Source organism: Hydrogenophaga sp. (genome assembly GCF_041633695.1).
GTDB lineage: Bacteria > Pseudomonadota > Gammaproteobacteria > Burkholderiales > Burkholderiaceae_C > Hydrogenophaga.
Genome location: NZ_JBFJMY010000049.1, coordinates 1 through 16,278 on the forward strand (window position 1 = coordinate 1; position 16,278 = coordinate 16,278).

General features: G+C 59.8%; 14 protein-coding genes and 1 pseudogene. 14 read left to right on the top strand and 1 reads right to left on the bottom strand.

Annotated elements, in window-relative coordinates; all coding sequences use genetic code 11:
* The 14 genes from ABYB95_RS04935 to ABYB95_RS05000 all read left to right on the top strand — a co-directional run.
* A partial coding sequence (locus tag ABYB95_RS04935; RefSeq protein WP_372657351.1) for an acyl-CoA dehydrogenase family protein occupies positions 1-857 on the top strand: 857 nt, incomplete at its 5' end.
* Positions 858-866: 9 nt separating this feature from the next.
* Complete coding sequence (locus tag ABYB95_RS04940) at positions 867-2,084, top strand: CaiB/BaiF CoA-transferase family protein (protein ID WP_008905463.1); 1,218 nt, start codon at positions 867-869, stop codon at positions 2,082-2,084.
* A gap of 147 nt (positions 2,085-2,231) precedes the next feature.
* Complete coding sequence (locus ABYB95_RS04945; RefSeq protein ID WP_202798342.1) at positions 2,232-3,071, top strand: ABC transporter ATP-binding protein; 840 nt, start codon at positions 2,232-2,234, stop codon at positions 3,069-3,071.
* A complete protein-coding gene (locus ABYB95_RS04950; RefSeq protein WP_372657352.1) occupies positions 3,058-5,001 on the top strand; it encodes a long-chain fatty acid--CoA ligase in 1,944 nt (647 codons plus the stop codon). The genes ABYB95_RS04945 and ABYB95_RS04950 overlap by 14 nt, the downstream gene beginning before the upstream one ends.
* Before the next feature lie 3 nt (positions 5,002-5,004).
* Positions 5,005-5,892 carry a branched-chain amino acid ABC transporter permease gene (locus ABYB95_RS04955; protein ID WP_008905460.1) on the top strand — a complete coding sequence of 296 codons (888 nt, stop codon included), beginning with the start codon at positions 5,005-5,007 and terminating at the stop codon, positions 5,890-5,892.
* A 131-nt stretch (positions 5,893-6,023) separates the two neighbouring features.
* Positions 6,024-6,971 carry a branched-chain amino acid ABC transporter permease gene (locus tag ABYB95_RS04960; protein ID WP_235501455.1) on the top strand — a complete coding sequence of 316 codons (948 nt, stop codon included), beginning with the start codon at positions 6,024-6,026 and terminating at the stop codon, positions 6,969-6,971.
* Positions 6,972-6,981: 10 nt separating this feature from the next.
* Positions 6,982-7,833, top strand: a complete 852-nt coding sequence (locus ABYB95_RS04965; RefSeq protein ID WP_008905458.1) for an ABC transporter ATP-binding protein — start codon at positions 6,982-6,984, stop codon at positions 7,831-7,833.
* A 126-nt stretch (positions 7,834-7,959) separates the two neighbouring features.
* Positions 7,960-9,216 (top strand): ABC transporter substrate-binding protein, encoded by a 1,257-nt coding sequence (locus ABYB95_RS04970; protein ID WP_008905457.1) that lies wholly within the window; start codon positions 7,960-7,962, stop codon positions 9,214-9,216.
* Between the two features lie 93 nt (positions 9,217-9,309).
* Entirely contained in the window at positions 9,310-10,566 is a 1,257-nt protein-coding gene (locus ABYB95_RS04975; protein WP_008905456.1) for an ABC transporter substrate-binding protein, read from the top strand.
* Between the two features lie 248 nt (positions 10,567-10,814).
* Positions 10,815-11,612 carry an SDR family NAD(P)-dependent oxidoreductase gene (locus ABYB95_RS04980; RefSeq protein ID WP_008905455.1) on the top strand — a complete coding sequence of 266 codons (798 nt, stop codon included), beginning with the start codon at positions 10,815-10,817 and terminating at the stop codon, positions 11,610-11,612.
* A gap of 59 nt (positions 11,613-11,671) precedes the next feature.
* Positions 11,672-12,463, top strand: coding sequence for an enoyl-CoA hydratase-related protein (locus ABYB95_RS04985; RefSeq protein ID WP_008905454.1), 792 nt, complete (start codon positions 11,672-11,674; stop codon positions 12,461-12,463).
* Positions 12,464-12,624: 161 nt separating this feature from the next.
* The gene (locus tag ABYB95_RS04990; protein WP_372657353.1) at positions 12,625-13,191 is read left to right on the top strand and encodes a TetR/AcrR family transcriptional regulator; all 567 of its coding nucleotides are present in this window, start codon (positions 12,625-12,627) and stop codon (positions 13,189-13,191) included.
* A gap of 144 nt (positions 13,192-13,335) precedes the next feature.
* Positions 13,336-13,845, top strand: a complete 510-nt coding sequence (locus tag ABYB95_RS04995; RefSeq protein ID WP_008905452.1) for a MaoC family dehydratase — start codon at positions 13,336-13,338, stop codon at positions 13,843-13,845.
* Between the two features lie 61 nt (positions 13,846-13,906).
* A complete protein-coding gene (locus ABYB95_RS05000; RefSeq protein ID WP_008905451.1) occupies positions 13,907-15,613 on the top strand; it encodes an electron transfer flavoprotein-ubiquinone oxidoreductase in 1,707 nt (568 codons plus the stop codon).
* Positions 15,614-15,739: 126 nt separating this feature from the next.
* Here the strand turns inward: ABYB95_RS05000 and ABYB95_RS05005 are convergent.
* Positions 15,740-16,199 (bottom strand): annotated as a pseudogene (locus tag ABYB95_RS05005) (IS30 family transposase); the annotation flags it as partial.
* Positions 16,200-16,278: the final 79 nt, after the last annotated feature.

The following is a 16,278-nucleotide window of genomic DNA, read 5'->3' on the forward strand; positions in this document are numbered from 1 at the left end:
ACATGAAGCGCCGCTTTCTGCCGGGCGGCTGCACCGGCGACATCAAGTTCTGCTTCGCCATCACCGAACCGAACGCCGGCTCGAACTCGATCGAGATCACCAGCATCGCCAAGTCCGACGGCAAGGGCGGCTTCAAGCTCAACGGCCAGAAGGTCTTCATCACCGACGCCAACTGCGCCGACTACGCCATGGTCGTGACCCGCACCACAGCGCGCGCTGACGTGAAAAAGAAAACCGACGGCTTCACCATCTTCATGGTCGACATGAAGAAAAAAGGCATCAGCAAGACGCTGATTGAAGTTGCCTTCCCGGTGCCCGAAACACAATGGCAACTGTTCTTCGACAACGTGGAGCTCACCGAGGCCGATGTGCTGGGCGAAGTCGGCAAAGGCTTCAACATCCTGTTCGACACGCTCAACCCCGAGCGCATCATCCTCTCTGGCTTGTGTACCGGTGTCGGGCGCTTCGCCTTGAAGAAGGCGGTGGCCTACGCCAACGACCGCAAGGTGTTCAACAACACCCCCATCGGCGCCTACCAGGGCGTTCAGCACCCGCTCGCGATAGCCCGCAGCGAGATCGAGATGGCCTCGCTGATGGCGCTCAAGGCCGCCTGGGCCTTCGACCAGGGTCTGCCTGCCGGGGAGTTTGCCAACATCGCCAAGTACGCGGGTGCCGAAGCCGGCATCCATGCCGTTGACGCGGCCATCCAGACCCATGGCGGCAACGGTTTCACCAAGGAATACGGCATTTACGACTTGTACGGTCTGGTGCGGCTGCTGCGCACGGCTCCGTTGAACCGCGAGCTGGTGTTGAACTACATCGCGGAGCATGTGATGGGCCTGCCGCGCTCCTATTGACAGGCCACCATGGGTAACAGCGCTCCCCTGCCCGCCTTTGGTGCCCTGGCCGGCCTGAAGGTGATTGACCTCTCACGCGTGCTCGGTGGCCCGTACTGTGGACAGATTTTGGCCGACCACGGCGCGCAGGTCATCAAGGTCGAGCCGCCCGCTGGCGACGAGACCCGCGCCTGGGGCCCACCCTTTGCCGACGACGGCACGGCGGCCTACTACAACGGCCTGAACCGCAACAAGCGCGACATCGTGATCGACCTGTCCAAGCCCGAAGGGCGCGAGATCGTTCTCAAGCTGCTGGCGGACGCCGACGTGCTGATCGAGAACTTCAAGATCGGCACGCTGGAGCGCTGGGGCATCGGCTATGAACAAACGCTGCGCGAGCGCTTCCCGCGCCTGATCCACTGCCGGGTCAGCGGCTTCGGCGCCGATGGGCCGCTCGGCGGCGCGCCTGGCTACGACGCGGTGGCGCAGGCACTGGGCGGCCTGATGAGCGTCAACGGCACGCCGGACACCGGCCCGCTGCGGGTCGGTGTCCCGGTGGTCGACATCACCACCGGCCTGTCGGCCGTGATAGGCGTGCTACTGGCGGTGATCGAGCGGCAGCGCTCCGGGCGAGGGCAGTTCGTCGAGGCCACGCTGTACGACACCGCCGTGTCGCTGCTGCATCCGCAAAGTGCAAACTGGTTGCAGTCGGGCCAGACACCCAGGCTCAGCGGCAATGCGCACTCCAACATCGTGCCCTACGACAAGTTTCCGACCCGGACCTGCGAGGTCTTCCTGGGCATCGGCAACAACGGGCAGTGGAAAAAACTGTGCGAGTTCCTCGGCCATCACGACATGGCCAGTGAGCCGCGCTTTGCCACCAACGCCGAGCGTTTTCGCCATCGCGACGAACTGCGTGCCTTGCTAGAGGCGCAGTTGCAAGAGGTGGATGGCGAACAGCTGTGCCGTGACCTACTGGCCGCCGGTATTCCGGCCGGCGCCGTCAGGGCCATTCCGCAGGTATTGACGGACCCCCACACCCTGCATCGGGACATGGTGGTGCAGGTCGAGGGTGTGCCTGGCATCGGCATCCCGGTCAAGCTGTCACGCACACCCGGGCGCGCCCACAGCGCGCCGCCGCGCTTCGGCCAACATACGCGTGAGCTGCTGACGGAGCACGGCTACGGCGCCGCCGCCATTGATGCCCTGATCGCACGGGGAAGCATCGTAGAACACGTTGCGACATGAACTCCGCGTGCCAGAGATTAGGGCAAACCCCATATACCTAACTAATGTTAGGTGCAACAATGAAAAACTTTTATGCAGAACAGAAAATCGGGTCGGCAAGCTGTGCACAGGCAGTTGGTCGACCGTGCTATGTCATAGGCACCCTCAGTGATAAACACCATCAATACCAAAGAGCAGCGGCCAACTCCGATGAAAGCCAGCAACGCGGCGGCAGTGCCCGCCCTCGAATGCCGAGGGCTGGAGCGGCGATTCGGCGGCCTCGTCGCGTTGAAGGATGCCAATTTGCGCATTGAGCGTGGAGAGATCTTCGGCTTGGTTGGCCCCAACGGCAGCGGCAAGACGACCATGACCAACGCCATCACCGGCTTCTTTCCACCCCAAGTCGGCAGCATATGGCTCAATGGCCGCGACATCACCGGCATGGCGCCGCACAAGGTCGCAGCTCTGGGCGTCGCGCGCACGTTCCAGAACCTGGCGCTCTTCAACGGCATGAGCGTGCTTGACAACATCCTGCTGGGGCGTCACATCCACATGAAGCCCGGCGTGGCAAAAACCGCCCTCTACTGGTGGCTGGGTCGCAAGGATGAGATGGCGAGCCGGCTCAAGGTCGAAGAGATTATCGATTTCCTGCAGCTGCAGAGCGTGCGCGACGAGCTGGTGGACAGCATTCCGATCGGACTGAAAAAGCGCGTCGAACTGGCACGCGCGTTGGTGGCCGAACCCAGCTTTCTGGTTCTTGACGAACCGATGGCTGGCATGAACCAGGAGGAAAAGGAATACATGGCCCGTTTTATCCTCGATGCGCGTGCCGAGCGCAATGTCACTGTGCTGCTGATCGAGCACCACATGGATGTGATCACCGGCATCTGCGACCGCATGATGGTGCTCAGCTATGGTGAAACCATCGGAACCGGTATTCCTGCCGACGTGATGAAGGATGAACGTGTGATCAAGGCCTACCTGGGGGGTGCGCATGCAAAGCACTGAAACCAATGCTGCCGAGGGCAGCAACACCACATGGGATATGGGCACCGACACCACCCTCATCCACATTCTGGCTCGCAACGCCGAGTTGCTGGGCAATCGCGTGGCCATGCGCGAAAAGCACCTGGGAATATGGCAGGAGACCACCTGGTCGCAGATGCTGGATACCACGCTCGCCTGCGCGGCCGGCATGGAAAGCCTGGGTTTTAGCGCAGAGGATGCCTTGCTGGTCCTGGGCGACAACCGACCCCGGCTCTACATGGGCATGCTCGCGGCCGGCGTGCTGGGCGGCTACGCGATGCCCGTCTACTCTACTGCAACACCCGACGAAATCCGTCACTTCATGCATGAGACGCATGTCCGCTTTGTCCTGGCAGAAGACCAGGAGCAAGTCGACAAGGTGCTTGATCTGGGCGATCAGGGTGCAACGATCAAGAACATCATTTACGACGAGCCACGCGGCTTGACCAACTATTCGAATCCCGGACTGATTTCGTGGGAAAAGTTGCAGGCCATCGGTGCAGATCGCTTGCGTGCCGAGCCGAAACTGCGAAATGCCTTGATCGAACGGGCGCTGCCCGACGGACCGGCGGTGTTCGTGCACTCGTCGGGGACCACGGGCAAGCCGAAGGGCGTGGTACTGAGCCACCGCAATTTCCTCGCGGGGGTGCGCAACGCCCATCGCGGGGGCGCCTTCACATTTGGCGAGACCATCCTCGCCTATCTGCCCATGGCCTGGGTGGGCGACTTTGCCATCACGGTCGGCGCCGGTGTTGCGCTGCACTTCACCATCAATATCCCCGAACGCCAGGAAACGGTGCTGCACGACCTGCGCGAGGTGGCTCCCACTTTCTATCTGGCGGCACCCCGCAGCTGGGACAACATGCTGACCACCATCCAGGTTCGCATGGAGGATTCGACGCCACTCAAGAAATGGCTCTACGATGTTTTCATGAACTCGGCGCTGGCGTCCGAACGACGCAAGCTCGAGGGAAAACAGCCCAGCCTGACAGAGCGTCTGATGCGGCAACTGGGAGAGTGGTTGATCTTCGGACCGATCAAGGACCAGTTGGGCCTCACCCGCCTGCGAGGTGCTTTCACCGGCGGCGAGGCCATTGGCGAAGACACTTTTGTTTTTTACCGCGCACTGGGCGTGAAATTGCGACAGTTTTATGGTCAAACTGAAAGCAGCGCCTTCACTGCCTTGCAGGACACCGAAGAAGTACGCCTGCACACGGTCGGCAAACCGCTGCCCGGTGTGGAAGTCAAGATCGGCGACAACGGAGAGGTCTTGATTCGCTCCGGGAGCGTGTTTTCCGGTTACTACAAACTTGAAAATGCCACCCGTGAAGCACTTGAGGACGGCTGGCTGCACACGGGCGATGCAGGTTATATCGAGCCTGATGGACACATGGTGGTGCTCGGACGGTTGTCGGAGGTGGTGTATACCTCCAAAGGCGAACGCTACATTCCGAACTACATTGAGAACCGCCTCAAATTCAGTCCGTACATCAAGGATGTGGCCGTGCTCGGGAGCGGCCGCGACACGCTGGCGGCCATCATCTGCATCGACATGGAGCCGGTGGGCCATTGGGCTGAGGTACGGGGCATTTCCTACATGTCCTATGCCGACCTGTCGCAAAAACCCGAGGTGATCGAACTGGTCACGGCAGCGGTCAAGCGCGTCAACAGCATCCTGCCAGACGGGTTGAAACTGCATCACTTCGTGTCCTTACACAAGGAGTTCGACCCCGACGACGGAGAGGTCACGCGAACCCGCAAGCTGCGCCGCAACGTGGTCGAGGAGCGTTATGCGCCCATCATTGATGCGATCTACGGCGGCCAGCAGACGGTCACGATGAAGGCGCAGATCACGTATGAATCCGGTGAAGTCGGCACCATCGAGCGCCAACTCTCGGTGCAGGAGATTTAAATTATGGATTTTTCACTGTTTGCCGAATTGGCCATCAATGGCGCGCTGTCGGGGCTCATGTATTCACTGGTCGCCATGGGCATCGTGATCATCTACAAGTCATCCTCGGTGCCTAACCTGGCGCAAGGTGCGATGACCATGCTGGGTGCCTATGTCGTGCTGGCCATCGCCAATGGATTGGGCGTGTCGATGTGGGTCGCCATCCCGCTGGCCATGGGAACGATGTTCTTTGTCGGAATGGGCATCGAGCGGGTGGCGTTGCGCCGGCTGGCGGGCCGCCCCATCATCATGATCCTGATGATGACACTGGGGCTGGACATCTTTATACGCGCGACAACAATGGCCATCTGGGGCGGCTCTGGCCTTCCGCTGTCCATTGGCATCAGCGACGACCCGCTGTTTCTGGGGCCGGTGCTGCTCAGTCGGGCTTATGTGGTGGGCGCCGTGATGGCCATCGCGCTGTTTTTGGTCTTGATGTTCTTCTTTCGCACGCGCAGGGGCATTGTCCTGCGCGCCATCTCCGACGATTACATCGCATCGTGGTCGATCGGTATTTCGGTTGAACGCGGGGTGGCGTTTTCCTGGGCCATGTCCTCGGTTCTGGCCACCACGGCCGGCGTGTTATGGGGCTCGGTTCAAGGGGTCAGCCAGGCGCTGGCGCTGCTTTTGCTCAAGGGCTTGACCGTCGCCGTTTTGGGCGGTCTTGACAGCATCGGCGGCGCCATTCTGGCCGGCTTGCTGCTGGGCCTTCTTGAAGGCGTTGCATCTGGCTATCTCGACCCCTTGGTTGGCGGTGGTAGCCGCGACCTGGTGGTTGCCACAATACTGATTCTGACCATCCTGATTCGGCCGCATGGCCTGTTCGGGCGCCACGACATTGAAAGGATCTGAAGGTCATGCTATTTCGTCAATCAGGAATTTTCCATACCAATTACGCCAACGCGCGCTCGCTTTTTCCGCTCCCCGCGGATCGCTGGATGATCGGCTTGTTGCTGGCCTTTGCGTTAACTGCGCCATTCACCATGAGCACGCTCGTCCTCAGCACCCAGTTGTTACCGTGGCTGGTGTGGACTGCGGCCGTGCTCGGCTTGAACCTGATCCTGGGCTGGACCGGACAGTTCCACTTCGGCTATGCCGCCATCATGGGCATCGGCGCCTACACGGCGGTGCACGGCGTACGCAACGGCATTCCCTGGGAGATCGCGATGGTGCTCGGCGGCGTGATGGCCGCTGTGATCGGCATCGTTTTCGCTTTCGCGGCGCTGCGCGTGAAAGGCCTGTATCTGGCGCTCAGCACGCTGGCCCTGCAGTTCGTCATGGACTGGGTGATCTCCCACGTGCCGGCCATCAGCGGCGGCACCCAGGCCACACTGCAGGCACCTGACATCAGCCTGCTCGGCCAGGCCATCACCTCGGATACCGGACTCTATTACGTGGCGCTGGGCTGGTGCCTGATCGTCACCGTGTTCATGCTCAACTTGCGCCGCACCGGGCTTGGCCGCGCGCTCATTGCGGTGCGTGAAAAGGACTTCGCTGCGGCGGTCATTGGCGTGCACAGCCTGTATTACAAGCTGGTGGCGTTCGCCACCTCGTCCTTCATTGGCGGCATCAGCGGCGCCATCCTGATCTTCACCTTCTACCGAGCAGCCACACCGGAGCAATTTGCCGTCAATGTCTCCATCGAGTTGCTGGCCATGGTGATCGTCGGCGGACTGGGCAGCATCATCGGCAGCTATTTTGGGGCCGCCTTCATTCTGTTGATGCCCGGCCTGATGAACAGTCTGATCGGCTGGCTGGCGCAGCTCCTGGGCATCTCGCTCGGGATCGAAACGCTGGCCCACATTCCACATGCGGTTTATGGCGCGCTGATCATTATTTTCCTGCTGGTTGAGCCTATGGGGCTGGGCAAGATGTACACCAATCTGCGCAACTACCTGCTGGTCTGGCCCTTCGGCTACGCCCGAAAGTAAAAACGACATCATGGCGACTGACAACTTGACTTCCACCCCAACGCTGATGCAAAACCAGACTGCGGAACCTGCCTTGATATTGTCACTGAACAATGTCGAGGTCATCTACGATCATGTATCGCTCGCCATCAAGGGCGTTTCGATCGATGTGCCGCAAGGCGACATGGTGGCACTGCTGGGCGCCAACGGCGCTGGCAAAAGCACGACGCTGAAGTCGATCAGCGGCCTGCTGCGCCCTGAGCGCGGCCTGGTAACCCGCGGTGAGGTGCAATTCCTGGGTCAGAACATCGATGCACTGGCGCCGCAGGAGCGCGTCAAGCTCGGTATCGTGCATGTGCTGGAAGGGCGGCGTGTGTTCGAACACATGACGCCTGACGAAAACCTGGTGGCGGCCTCGGCGGTTCGTGGCACCCGCCAAGACATGCTGCGTAACAAGGATATGGTTTACAGCTACTTCCCGCGCTTGCATCAGCGGCGCACCGCGCAGTCCGGCTACCTGTCAGGCGGCGAGCAGCAGATGCTGGCCATTGGCCGTGCCTTGATGACGCAACCCAAGCTGCTGATGCTTGACGAGCCGAGTCTTGGTCTCGCGCCTTTTCTGGTGGCCGAGATTTTCGACATTGTTCGGCGCATCAACAAGGAAGAAGGCCTGTCCGTTCTGCTGGTGGAACAAAACGCAATTGCAGCTTTAGAGGTCGTCTCGCATGGCTATCTGATCGAGAACGGACGCGTGGTGATGCATGACAGCGCAGAAGCCATGAAGAAAAACCCGGACATCCAGGAGTTCTATCTAGGAGGCACCGAAGGGCGAAGCTTCCATGACATCAAACACTATAGTCGGCGCAAACGCTGGCTCACCTGAAACGAGTTTCTCGTAGCATGAACACCTCCACATCGCGTCGAGCTCTCGCATTAAGTCTTGGGCACGACCGGCATGCCTACTACAGACTGCATTTCACCCCGTGCTAGCTAAACAGGAGACATCACCATGAAAATCAAACTGCTTTCAATTCTTGCTGGCGTGGGGATGGCGATGTCCAATGTCCAGCCCGCGCTGGCCCAGGCCCAGACCGAACCGATTAAATTTGCGCTATGTTACGACCTGAGCAAGGTTTACGCCTTCGCCGTACCGCAAGTTGCCCAGGCCGCGCGCGACTATGCGCAGATACTCAACCAGAAAGGCGGCATCGAAGGCCATCCGGTCGAGATTCTGGTTCAAGACCATGGCAACGAACCGCAGCGGGGCATCGAGTGCTATGAAAAGATGAAGCGCGAGGGTGCGATCACCTTCGACTTCTTTTCCACGCCGGTCGGGCGCGCGCTGCTGCCGCGCGCAATGCAGGACAACAATGTGATGATTTCATCCTTTACTGGCCGCAGCGATGCAGTCGACGGCGATGTGTTCAAGTGGATATTCCCCATCGGGCCCACCTATTGGAGCCAAGCAGCCAATAACATCCAGTACATCAAGTCCAAGTCGAACAACAACCTGAAGGGGGTGAAGATCGCATTCTTTTACCTGGACACCGCGTTTGGGTTGGAACCCATCGGCGTGTTGAAGACACTCGCGGCCAAGGAAGGCTTCGACCTCCAATTGTTCCCGAACCCGCTGCCTGGTAACAATCAGTCAGGGGCATGGTCCCAGATCCGCCGCTTCAACCCCGATTGGGTCATCAGCTGGAATCTGGGCAACATGCACGTTGTTGCCTCGCGCGAAATGAAACGCAACGCCATGCCGATGGACAAGTACATCGCAGTCAATTGGTTCAACGAAGTGGACATCGCGAACATTGGCGCCGACGCAGCCAAGGGCATCAAGCGCGGCACTAATGTGGTGGGCGGTCAGGAGCACCCGCTGATCCAGCAGATCCTGAAGGATCTGTATGACAAGGGAAAGGGCAACGGCGACCGCAAGCATACCAATGACATCTTCTACAACACTGGGCTGGCCACCTACGCTCCTGTTTTCGAAGGCGCGCGTCTGGCAATCAAGCAGTATGGCTGGCCTCTGACATCCGACAAGATGAAGCGCGGGCTGGAGAGCCTGCGCAACTTCGACGCTAACGGCCTCATCGCCCCTGTAACTGTGACGGCCAAGGACCATGGCGGCGGCGGCAAGACGCGCATCGACATGTGGGATGGCGCGAAGTGGGTGCCAGAGACTGGCTGGTTCTCCGCATACGACGATGTAGTCCAGGAAAGCGCCAAGAAGGAATCGGCGGAGTTCGCCAAGTCGAAGCAGTAGCGATACGCCTCGGTCAGGCCTCGGGCACGACTGTACGGCGTGCCTTCTACAGACTGCATTTCACCCCGTACTAACTAAACAGGAAACATCATCATGAAAATCAAACTGCTTTCCATTCTTGCTGGCCTGGGATTGGCGCTGGCCGGTCTGCAGTCCGCGCAGGCGCAGGCACCAGCCCAGCCCGTCAAATTCGCGCTTTGTTATGACCTGAGTAAATCCTACGGCTTTGTGACGCCACAAATTGCCCAGGCGGCGAATGACTATGCCAAGGTATTGAATCAGAAAGGCGGCATTGAAGGCCACCCCATCGAGATACTGGTTCAAGACCATGGCAACGAGCCGCAGCGTGGCATCGAGTGCTACGAAAAGATGAAACGCGAAGGCGCCGTTGCCTTTGATTTCCTGTCCACGCCGGTTTCCCGCGCCGTTCTGCCGCGCGCCATGGCGGATGGCAATGTGATGGTGCAATCCTTTGTAGGTCGTGGCGATGCGGTCGATGGTGATGTGTTCAAGTGGATTTTCCCCATTGGGCCCACCTACTGGGGTCAAATGGCCAACAATATCCACTACATCAAAACCAAGTCCAACAACAATCTCAAGGGCGTGAAGATTTCGTTCATCTACCCCGACTATCCGTTCGGGCAGGAACCGATCGGCGTGTTGAAGACACTTGCGGCCAAAGAGGGCTTTGACCTGCAGTTGGTTCCCAACCCGATGCCGGGCAATGACCAGGCCGCCGCTTGGTCCCAGATCCGCCGCAACAACCCCGACTGGGTGATCAGCTGGAACCTGGCCGGCATGCACGTCGTCGCCTCGCGCGAAATGAAGCGCAACGGCATCCCGATGGACAAGTACATTTCCGTCAATTGGCTCAACGAAGTTGACCTTGCCAACATTGGTCTGGAAAACGCAAAAGGCCTCAAGCGCGGCACCAACGTTACGGGTGGACAGAGCCACCCGCTGATGCAGCAGATCATCAAGGACCTGTATGAGAAAAACAAGGGCAGCGGTGACCGCAAGCATCTCAACGATGTTTACTACAACACCGGTCTGGCCATCTATGCCAGCGTTTTCGAAGGCGCTCGCCTAGCCATCAAACAAAGTGGCTGGCCCCTCAACCCTGACAAAATGAAGCGCGGACTGGAAAGCTTGAAAAACTTTGATGCCGAAGGCCTGATCGCCCCCGTGACGGTGACCGCCAAAGACCATGGCGGCGGCGGCAAAACCCGCATCGACATGTGGGACGGCGCCAAGTGGGTGCCCCAGACTGACTGGTTCTCGGCGTATGACGACGTGGTCCAGGACATCGTGAAGAAAGAATCTGGCGAGTTCGCTAAGAACAAACAGTAATTGCCTTCCCTTGGGATGGATCACGGTCAGACGCGTTGCGCACTGATAGTGAACCATCCCATCTTGTTTCTCGGATTTTCATCCCTCTCTTGAATCGACAGGTGGCAGCCTATGCCACAGTGGATTGCAGTGGTAGCTGCCAGGCGCACCATCCAACACAGGAAATCTCGCTCGCTGTCTAACTATCGTTAGATAGTTATAATTTCATCCTCACCAATGTGGCGCCTAAAGCGCAAGGAGCAATCAGTATGGATCTCGAACTAAAAGGAAAATCGGTCATCGTCACGGGTGGCGGCTCGAACATTGGCCGCGGCATCGTGCTCGGCTTCGCCGCGGAAGGCGCCAACATCACCATCGGCGACATCGACGAAAGTCAGGCGCAAAAGACGGCAGAACTCGCGCTGGCGAGCGGCGCGGCGTCGGCGCAGGTTGTCAAGACCGATGTCACCCAACTTGACCAGGTGCAAGCCATGTTCAAGGCAGCCTCGGACAAGTTCGGCGGCGTCGATGTCCTCGTCAACAACGTCGGCTGGGACCAGTTGATGTTCTTCACGCAGACGACCCCCGATCTGTGGCAAAAGATCATCAACATCAACTACCTCGGCGTTCTCAACTGCACCAAGACCGCGCTTGAAGTCATGGTTCCTCGCAACGCCGGCTCAATCGTCTCCATCAGCTCTGATGCCAGTCGGCAAGGTGAGCCACGTGAAGCGGTGTATGGCGGCGTCAAGGCTGCCATCAACAGCTTCATGAAAACGATCGCCAAGGAAAACGGGCGTTACGGCATCCGCTGCAACGTGGTATGCCCCGGCGTCACTATCCCCAGTACCACCGACGAAGTGGGCGGAAGCAGCATGTGGATTGATGCCGACAGTATGTTCACGCCGGAGCAACTGGAAAAAGTCGCCAAGGCGCTGCCGTTGCGCAAGGTGGGACGGCCGCAGGATATTGCCAATGCCGTCGTCTTCCTGTCTTCAGCGAAGGCTGCGGGCCATGTCACCGGGCAGGTTCTTTCAGTGTCTGGTGGTTACAGCATGATTGGGTAAACGCCCGGGCACGGTCGAAAGACATGCGGCATTGAAATAACAGACAAAAAGGAAAACCCATGGAATTCAAGGACATCCTCTACGAAGAACTCGACTCGGTGGCCTACATCGCGATCAACCGCCCCGAAGTGATGAATGCGTTTCGCGGCCAGACCGTCGAGGAACTGCTGCAGGCATTCATGAAAGCAGGCTGGGACAAGCGAATCGCCGCCATTGTGCTCACCGGGACGGGTGACCGTGCTTTCTGCACCGGCGGCGATCAGTCGGCTCATGCCGGCCAGTATGACGGCCGGGGCACCATCGGTATCCCGGTGGAAGAGTTTCACAGCGCCATTCGTGACGTGCCCAAGCCCGTGATCGCCCGCGTGCAGGGTTACGCCATTGGCGGCGGCAATGTCCTGGCCACCTTGTGCGACATGACCATTGCCTCGGAAAAGGCCGTGTTTGGCCAAGTCGGCCCGAAAGTAGGCTCGGTCGACCCTGGCTGGGGCACGGCTTACCTGAGCCATGTGGTTGGCGAAAAGAAAGCCCGCGAGATCTGGTACATGTGCCGCCGCTACAGTGCACAGGAGGCCCTGGCCATGGGTCTGTGCAACACCGTCGTGCCCCACGACCGGCTCGACGCCGAAGTCGCCCGCTGGTGCAAGGAAATTGTCGAAAAAAGTCCGACGGCTCTGGCGATCGCGAAACGTTCGTTCAATGCATCCACCGAGCACATTCGCGGGATCGGCAGCCTGGGACTTCAAGCGCTGAGCCTGTACTACGACACGGCAGAGTCCAAAGAAGGCGTGAGCGCTTTCCTGGAAAAACGCCGGCCTGATTTCAGGCAGTGGACCAACGGGAGCAAGTGAGCAACTACTTGCGACGCGCCAATGCACGAGTCTGCCCCTTCGACCAAAGCCAAGTTTGATACGATTTGCTTTTTTGGATCTAACTATCGGTCATTATGAAGCCAAGTACAGAAGCAAAGCTCAGCAACAATAACGCAGATGGCCCCGCTACACGTGAACGGGTGCTGCTCGAAGCTGCACGGCTGTTCAGGCATCATGGCTATGCGGCAACTACTTTGCGCGAGGTTGCGGATGCTGCCGGCGTCAAAGCCGGCAGCATCTACTATCACTTCGAATCGAAAGAGCAGATCCTGGGCGAGGTACTGGACAAAGGTATCACCATCGTCGCCGATGCCGTGCGCACCCGTGTTGCGGCTCTTCCCGAAAGTGCACCCTGGCGAGACCGAATCGCCGCTGGCATTGAAGGCCATCTCTGGGGAATGCTGCATTATGGCGACTTTACGTCAGCCAACATCCGCATCTACGGCCAAATCCCGATCAGCGCAAAAAATCGCCACCGGATCGTGCGGCGGGCTTACGCAGACTATTGGGATCGGCTGTTCGAATCAGCGCTCGCCAGCGGCGAGTTGCGCCAGGACACAAGCACGGCCATGATTCGGCTTTTCGTGATTGGTGCATTGAACTGGACCGTCGAGTGGTACAACCCCCAACGAGGCTCGTTTCAGGATTTCTCACGCCAAATCACAGCGATCGTGTTCGATGGAATTCTCCTGCATGACAAAGCATAGCCGCAATGCATTGCCGGCAACTTCAATAGGCCGGGCAGAGAGACGGACAACCATGGTCCCCATGTCGCCTACGTGGCTCAGTGGCACGCCAACCGACTGCATCTTGGAAATCGCAAATTGAACAACACACCGAAGGATCAAAAAATGACTGTCAAGGAAGGGTGGCCCGGCCGGTTCTATGAAGACTTCGAGGTCGGCGACGAGTATCGGCATGCCCTCGGCCGCACCCTGACCCAGAACGACAACATCTGGTTCACGTTGCTGACGCAAAACACGGCTCCGCTGCACTTCGATGCCCACTACGCCGCGCAGACGGAGTTCGGCCGCCCGCTCATCAATTCCTGCCTCACGCTGGCCCTCGTGACGGGGCAGACGGTGAGCGATGTCTCGCAAAACGTCATGGCCAACCTGGGGTGGGACGAAGTTCGACTTCCGCATCCAGTGTTTGAAGGCGACACGATTTACTCCCGCACCACGGTACTGGATAGGCGCGAGTCGCGGTCGCGAACCAATGTCGGCGTCGTCACGGTGCGCACCGAAGGCTACAACCAGAGCGGCGTGATTGTCTGCACCTTCAAACGCACGGTGATGGTCTACAAACGTGACGGCGCACCGCGCACCGCACCGCCGCTGCCGGTCGACAGCCGGCCCTGACCTCCCCTTTTTATTTCGTCAACTTCGGCCCCAGGGTCGCCAACTTTTTGACTCTCTCCGCATGAAGCCCACCTCCCTGCTCGAACAATACGGCCCGCGCGAGGCGATGGAATACGACGTGGTAGTGGTGGGTGCCGGCCCCGGCGGTTTGGCCACAGCCATCCGCCTCAAGCAGCTCGCGGCAGCAAAGGGCGCGGACGTCTCCGTGGTGCTGCTGGAGAAAGGCTCCGCGCCCGGTGCTCACATCCTCTCCGGCGCGGTCATGGACCCCATCGCGCTGAACGAACTCTTCCCCAACTGGAAGGAGCTGGGCGCACCGCTGAACCAACCCGTCACCGGTGACGACGTGCTTTTCCTGAGCGAAACCGGCTCCAAGCGCACGCCCAACTTCCTGGTGCCCGACTGCTTCCACAACGAGGGCAATTACGTCATCAGCCTGGGCGCCCTGACCCAGTGGCTGGGCGAGCAGGCGGAAGCCCTGGGCGTGGAAATCTTCCCCGGCTTCACAGCCGCCGAGGTGCTGTACAACGACAACGGTTCGGAGAGCGGGAATTTACCTTCGGTAAAGGGTGTCGCCACCGGCAACCTTGGCATTGGCAAGGACGGCCTGCCGCACGACGGCTTCCAGCTCGGCATGGAGTTGCATGCCAAATACACCATCTTTGCCGAAGGCGCGCGCGGCCATCTGGGCAAACAGCTCATCACGAAATACAAGCTCGACGAAGGCCGCGATCCACAAAGCCATGCCATCGGCATCAAGGAACTGTGGGAGATCGACCCGGCCCGCGCCCAACCTGGTCGGGTGGTGCACACGGCCGGCTGGCCGATGGACAGCCAGACCTACGGCGGCGGTTTTCTCTACCACTTGGAAGGCAACAAGGTCACGCTGGGCTTCGTCACCGGGCTCGACTACAAGAACCCATGGCTCAGCCCCTTTGAGGAAATGCAGCGCTGGAAGGCCCACCCCGCCATTCGCGCCCACATCGAAGGTGGCAAGCGCATCGGCTACGGCGCGCGCGCCATCACCGCCGGTGGCCTGGTCAGCCTGCCCAAGACCGTGTTCCCGGGCGGCGCGCTGGTCGGCTGTGATGCCGGCTACCTGAACGCCGCACGCATCAAAGGCAGCCACGCCGCCATCAAGAGCGGCATGCTGGCCGCCGAAGCCGCGTTTGAAGCCCTGGCCGCCGGACGCAGCGGCGACGAACTCAGCGCCTACCCCGCTGCGTTCAAAAACAGCTGGCTGCACACCGAACTCGACCAGTCGCGCAACTTCAAACAGTGGTTCAAGAAGGGCAGCCTCGTCGGAGCCCTGATGACCGGCATTGAACAGTGGCTGCTGCCCAGGCTTGGCATCAAGCGTCCGCCCTGGACGATCCACCGCACCCAGGCCGACCACGCCAGCCTGCGCCCGGCCGCCGAGATGCCGCAGATCAGCTACCCCAAGCCCGACGGCAAGCTCACCTTCGACCGGCTCTCCAGCGTGTTCGTCAGCAACACCAACCACGAAGAAAACCAGCCCGCGCACCTGACGCTCAAGGACGCCAGCGTGCCGGTGCAGATCAATCTGGCGAAATACGCCGGCCCCGAGAGCCGTTACTGCCCGGCCGGCGTTTACGAATTCGTAAAGAACGACGACGGCTCGGACCGGCTGCAGATCAACGCGCAGAACTGCGTGCACTGCAAGACCTGCGACATCAAGGATCCGACTCAGAACATCGTCTGGGTCACGCCCGAAGGCGGCGGCGGGCCGAACTACGCGGGAATGTAGCCGAGAGTGATTCAAATCTAAAGTGCAATACCCTGGGTTTCAATGAACGAGGGTGGGTGTTGCGTGCTATTGAGCAGGAGGTCCCGATAGACTGCCAGAGGGGGATCGTGCGCCCTACCCCTTCCAGGGCGGGTTGTTGATCTGATCGGCAATCGCATCGAGCTGCTCCTGGCTGTACCCTGAGAGGTCCGAGCCCTTGGGCTGGTACTGGCGCACCAGTTCGTTGGAGTTCTCGTTAGAGCCTCGCTGCCAAGGGCTGTGGGGGTAACAGAAGTACACCGCAATGTCCGTGGGTCGGCTCAGTTCCCTGTGCATCGCCTTCTCCCGGCACTGGTCGTACGTCATGCTCTGGCACATAGGCTCAGCGAGCCTCAGCAGCTTGTCAGAGAAGGCCTGCAGGACATTGACCGCGCTGGCGGGCTTGAACCCGTGCAGCTTGATGAGCATGAGCAGCCCGACTGGTGCACTCCACCAGGGTGCCCACCGCGCTGGCGTTCGCAGCACCCTTGATCAGGTCACCCTCCCCGTGCCCGGGCAACTGCCGGTCTTCAATCTCGGGCGGACGCACATGGATGCTCACCATGTCCATCTATTGATCCGGCCCTTTGAAGTCGCGAGTCGTGGACGGACTGCCACAGGCAAACGATCCACGAAAGTTCAAGATG

What these genes read in the sequence shown, in the direction of transcription:
- ABYB95_RS04940 (WP_008905463.1), top strand. Translation starts at nt 867, where the DNA reads ATGGGTAACAGCGCTCCCCTGCCCGCCTTTGGTGCCCTGGCCGGCCTG.
- ABYB95_RS04985 (WP_008905454.1), top strand. Translation starts at nt 11,672, where the DNA reads ATGGAATTCAAGGACATCCTCTACGAAGAACTCGACTCGGTGGCCTAC.
- ABYB95_RS04975 (WP_008905456.1), top strand. Translation starts at nt 9,310, where the DNA reads ATGAAAATCAAACTGCTTTCCATTCTTGCTGGCCTGGGATTGGCGCTG.
- ABYB95_RS04955 (WP_008905460.1), top strand. Translation starts at nt 5,005, where the DNA reads ATGGATTTTTCACTGTTTGCCGAATTGGCCATCAATGGCGCGCTGTCG.
- ABYB95_RS04950 (WP_372657352.1), top strand. Translation starts at nt 3,058, where the DNA reads ATGCAAAGCACTGAAACCAATGCTGCCGAGGGCAGCAACACCACATGG.
- ABYB95_RS04970 (WP_008905457.1), top strand. Translation starts at nt 7,960, where the DNA reads ATGAAAATCAAACTGCTTTCAATTCTTGCTGGCGTGGGGATGGCGATG.
- ABYB95_RS04965 (WP_008905458.1), top strand. Translation starts at nt 6,982, where the DNA reads ATGGCGACTGACAACTTGACTTCCACCCCAACGCTGATGCAAAACCAG.
- ABYB95_RS05000 (WP_008905451.1), top strand. Translation starts at nt 13,907, where the DNA reads ATGAAGCCCACCTCCCTGCTCGAACAATACGGCCCGCGCGAGGCGATG.
- ABYB95_RS04980 (WP_008905455.1), top strand. Translation starts at nt 10,815, where the DNA reads ATGGATCTCGAACTAAAAGGAAAATCGGTCATCGTCACGGGTGGCGGC.
- ABYB95_RS04995 (WP_008905452.1), top strand. Translation starts at nt 13,336, where the DNA reads ATGACTGTCAAGGAAGGGTGGCCCGGCCGGTTCTATGAAGACTTCGAG.
- ABYB95_RS04960 (WP_235501455.1), top strand. Translation starts at nt 6,024, where the DNA reads ATGAGCACGCTCGTCCTCAGCACCCAGTTGTTACCGTGGCTGGTGTGG.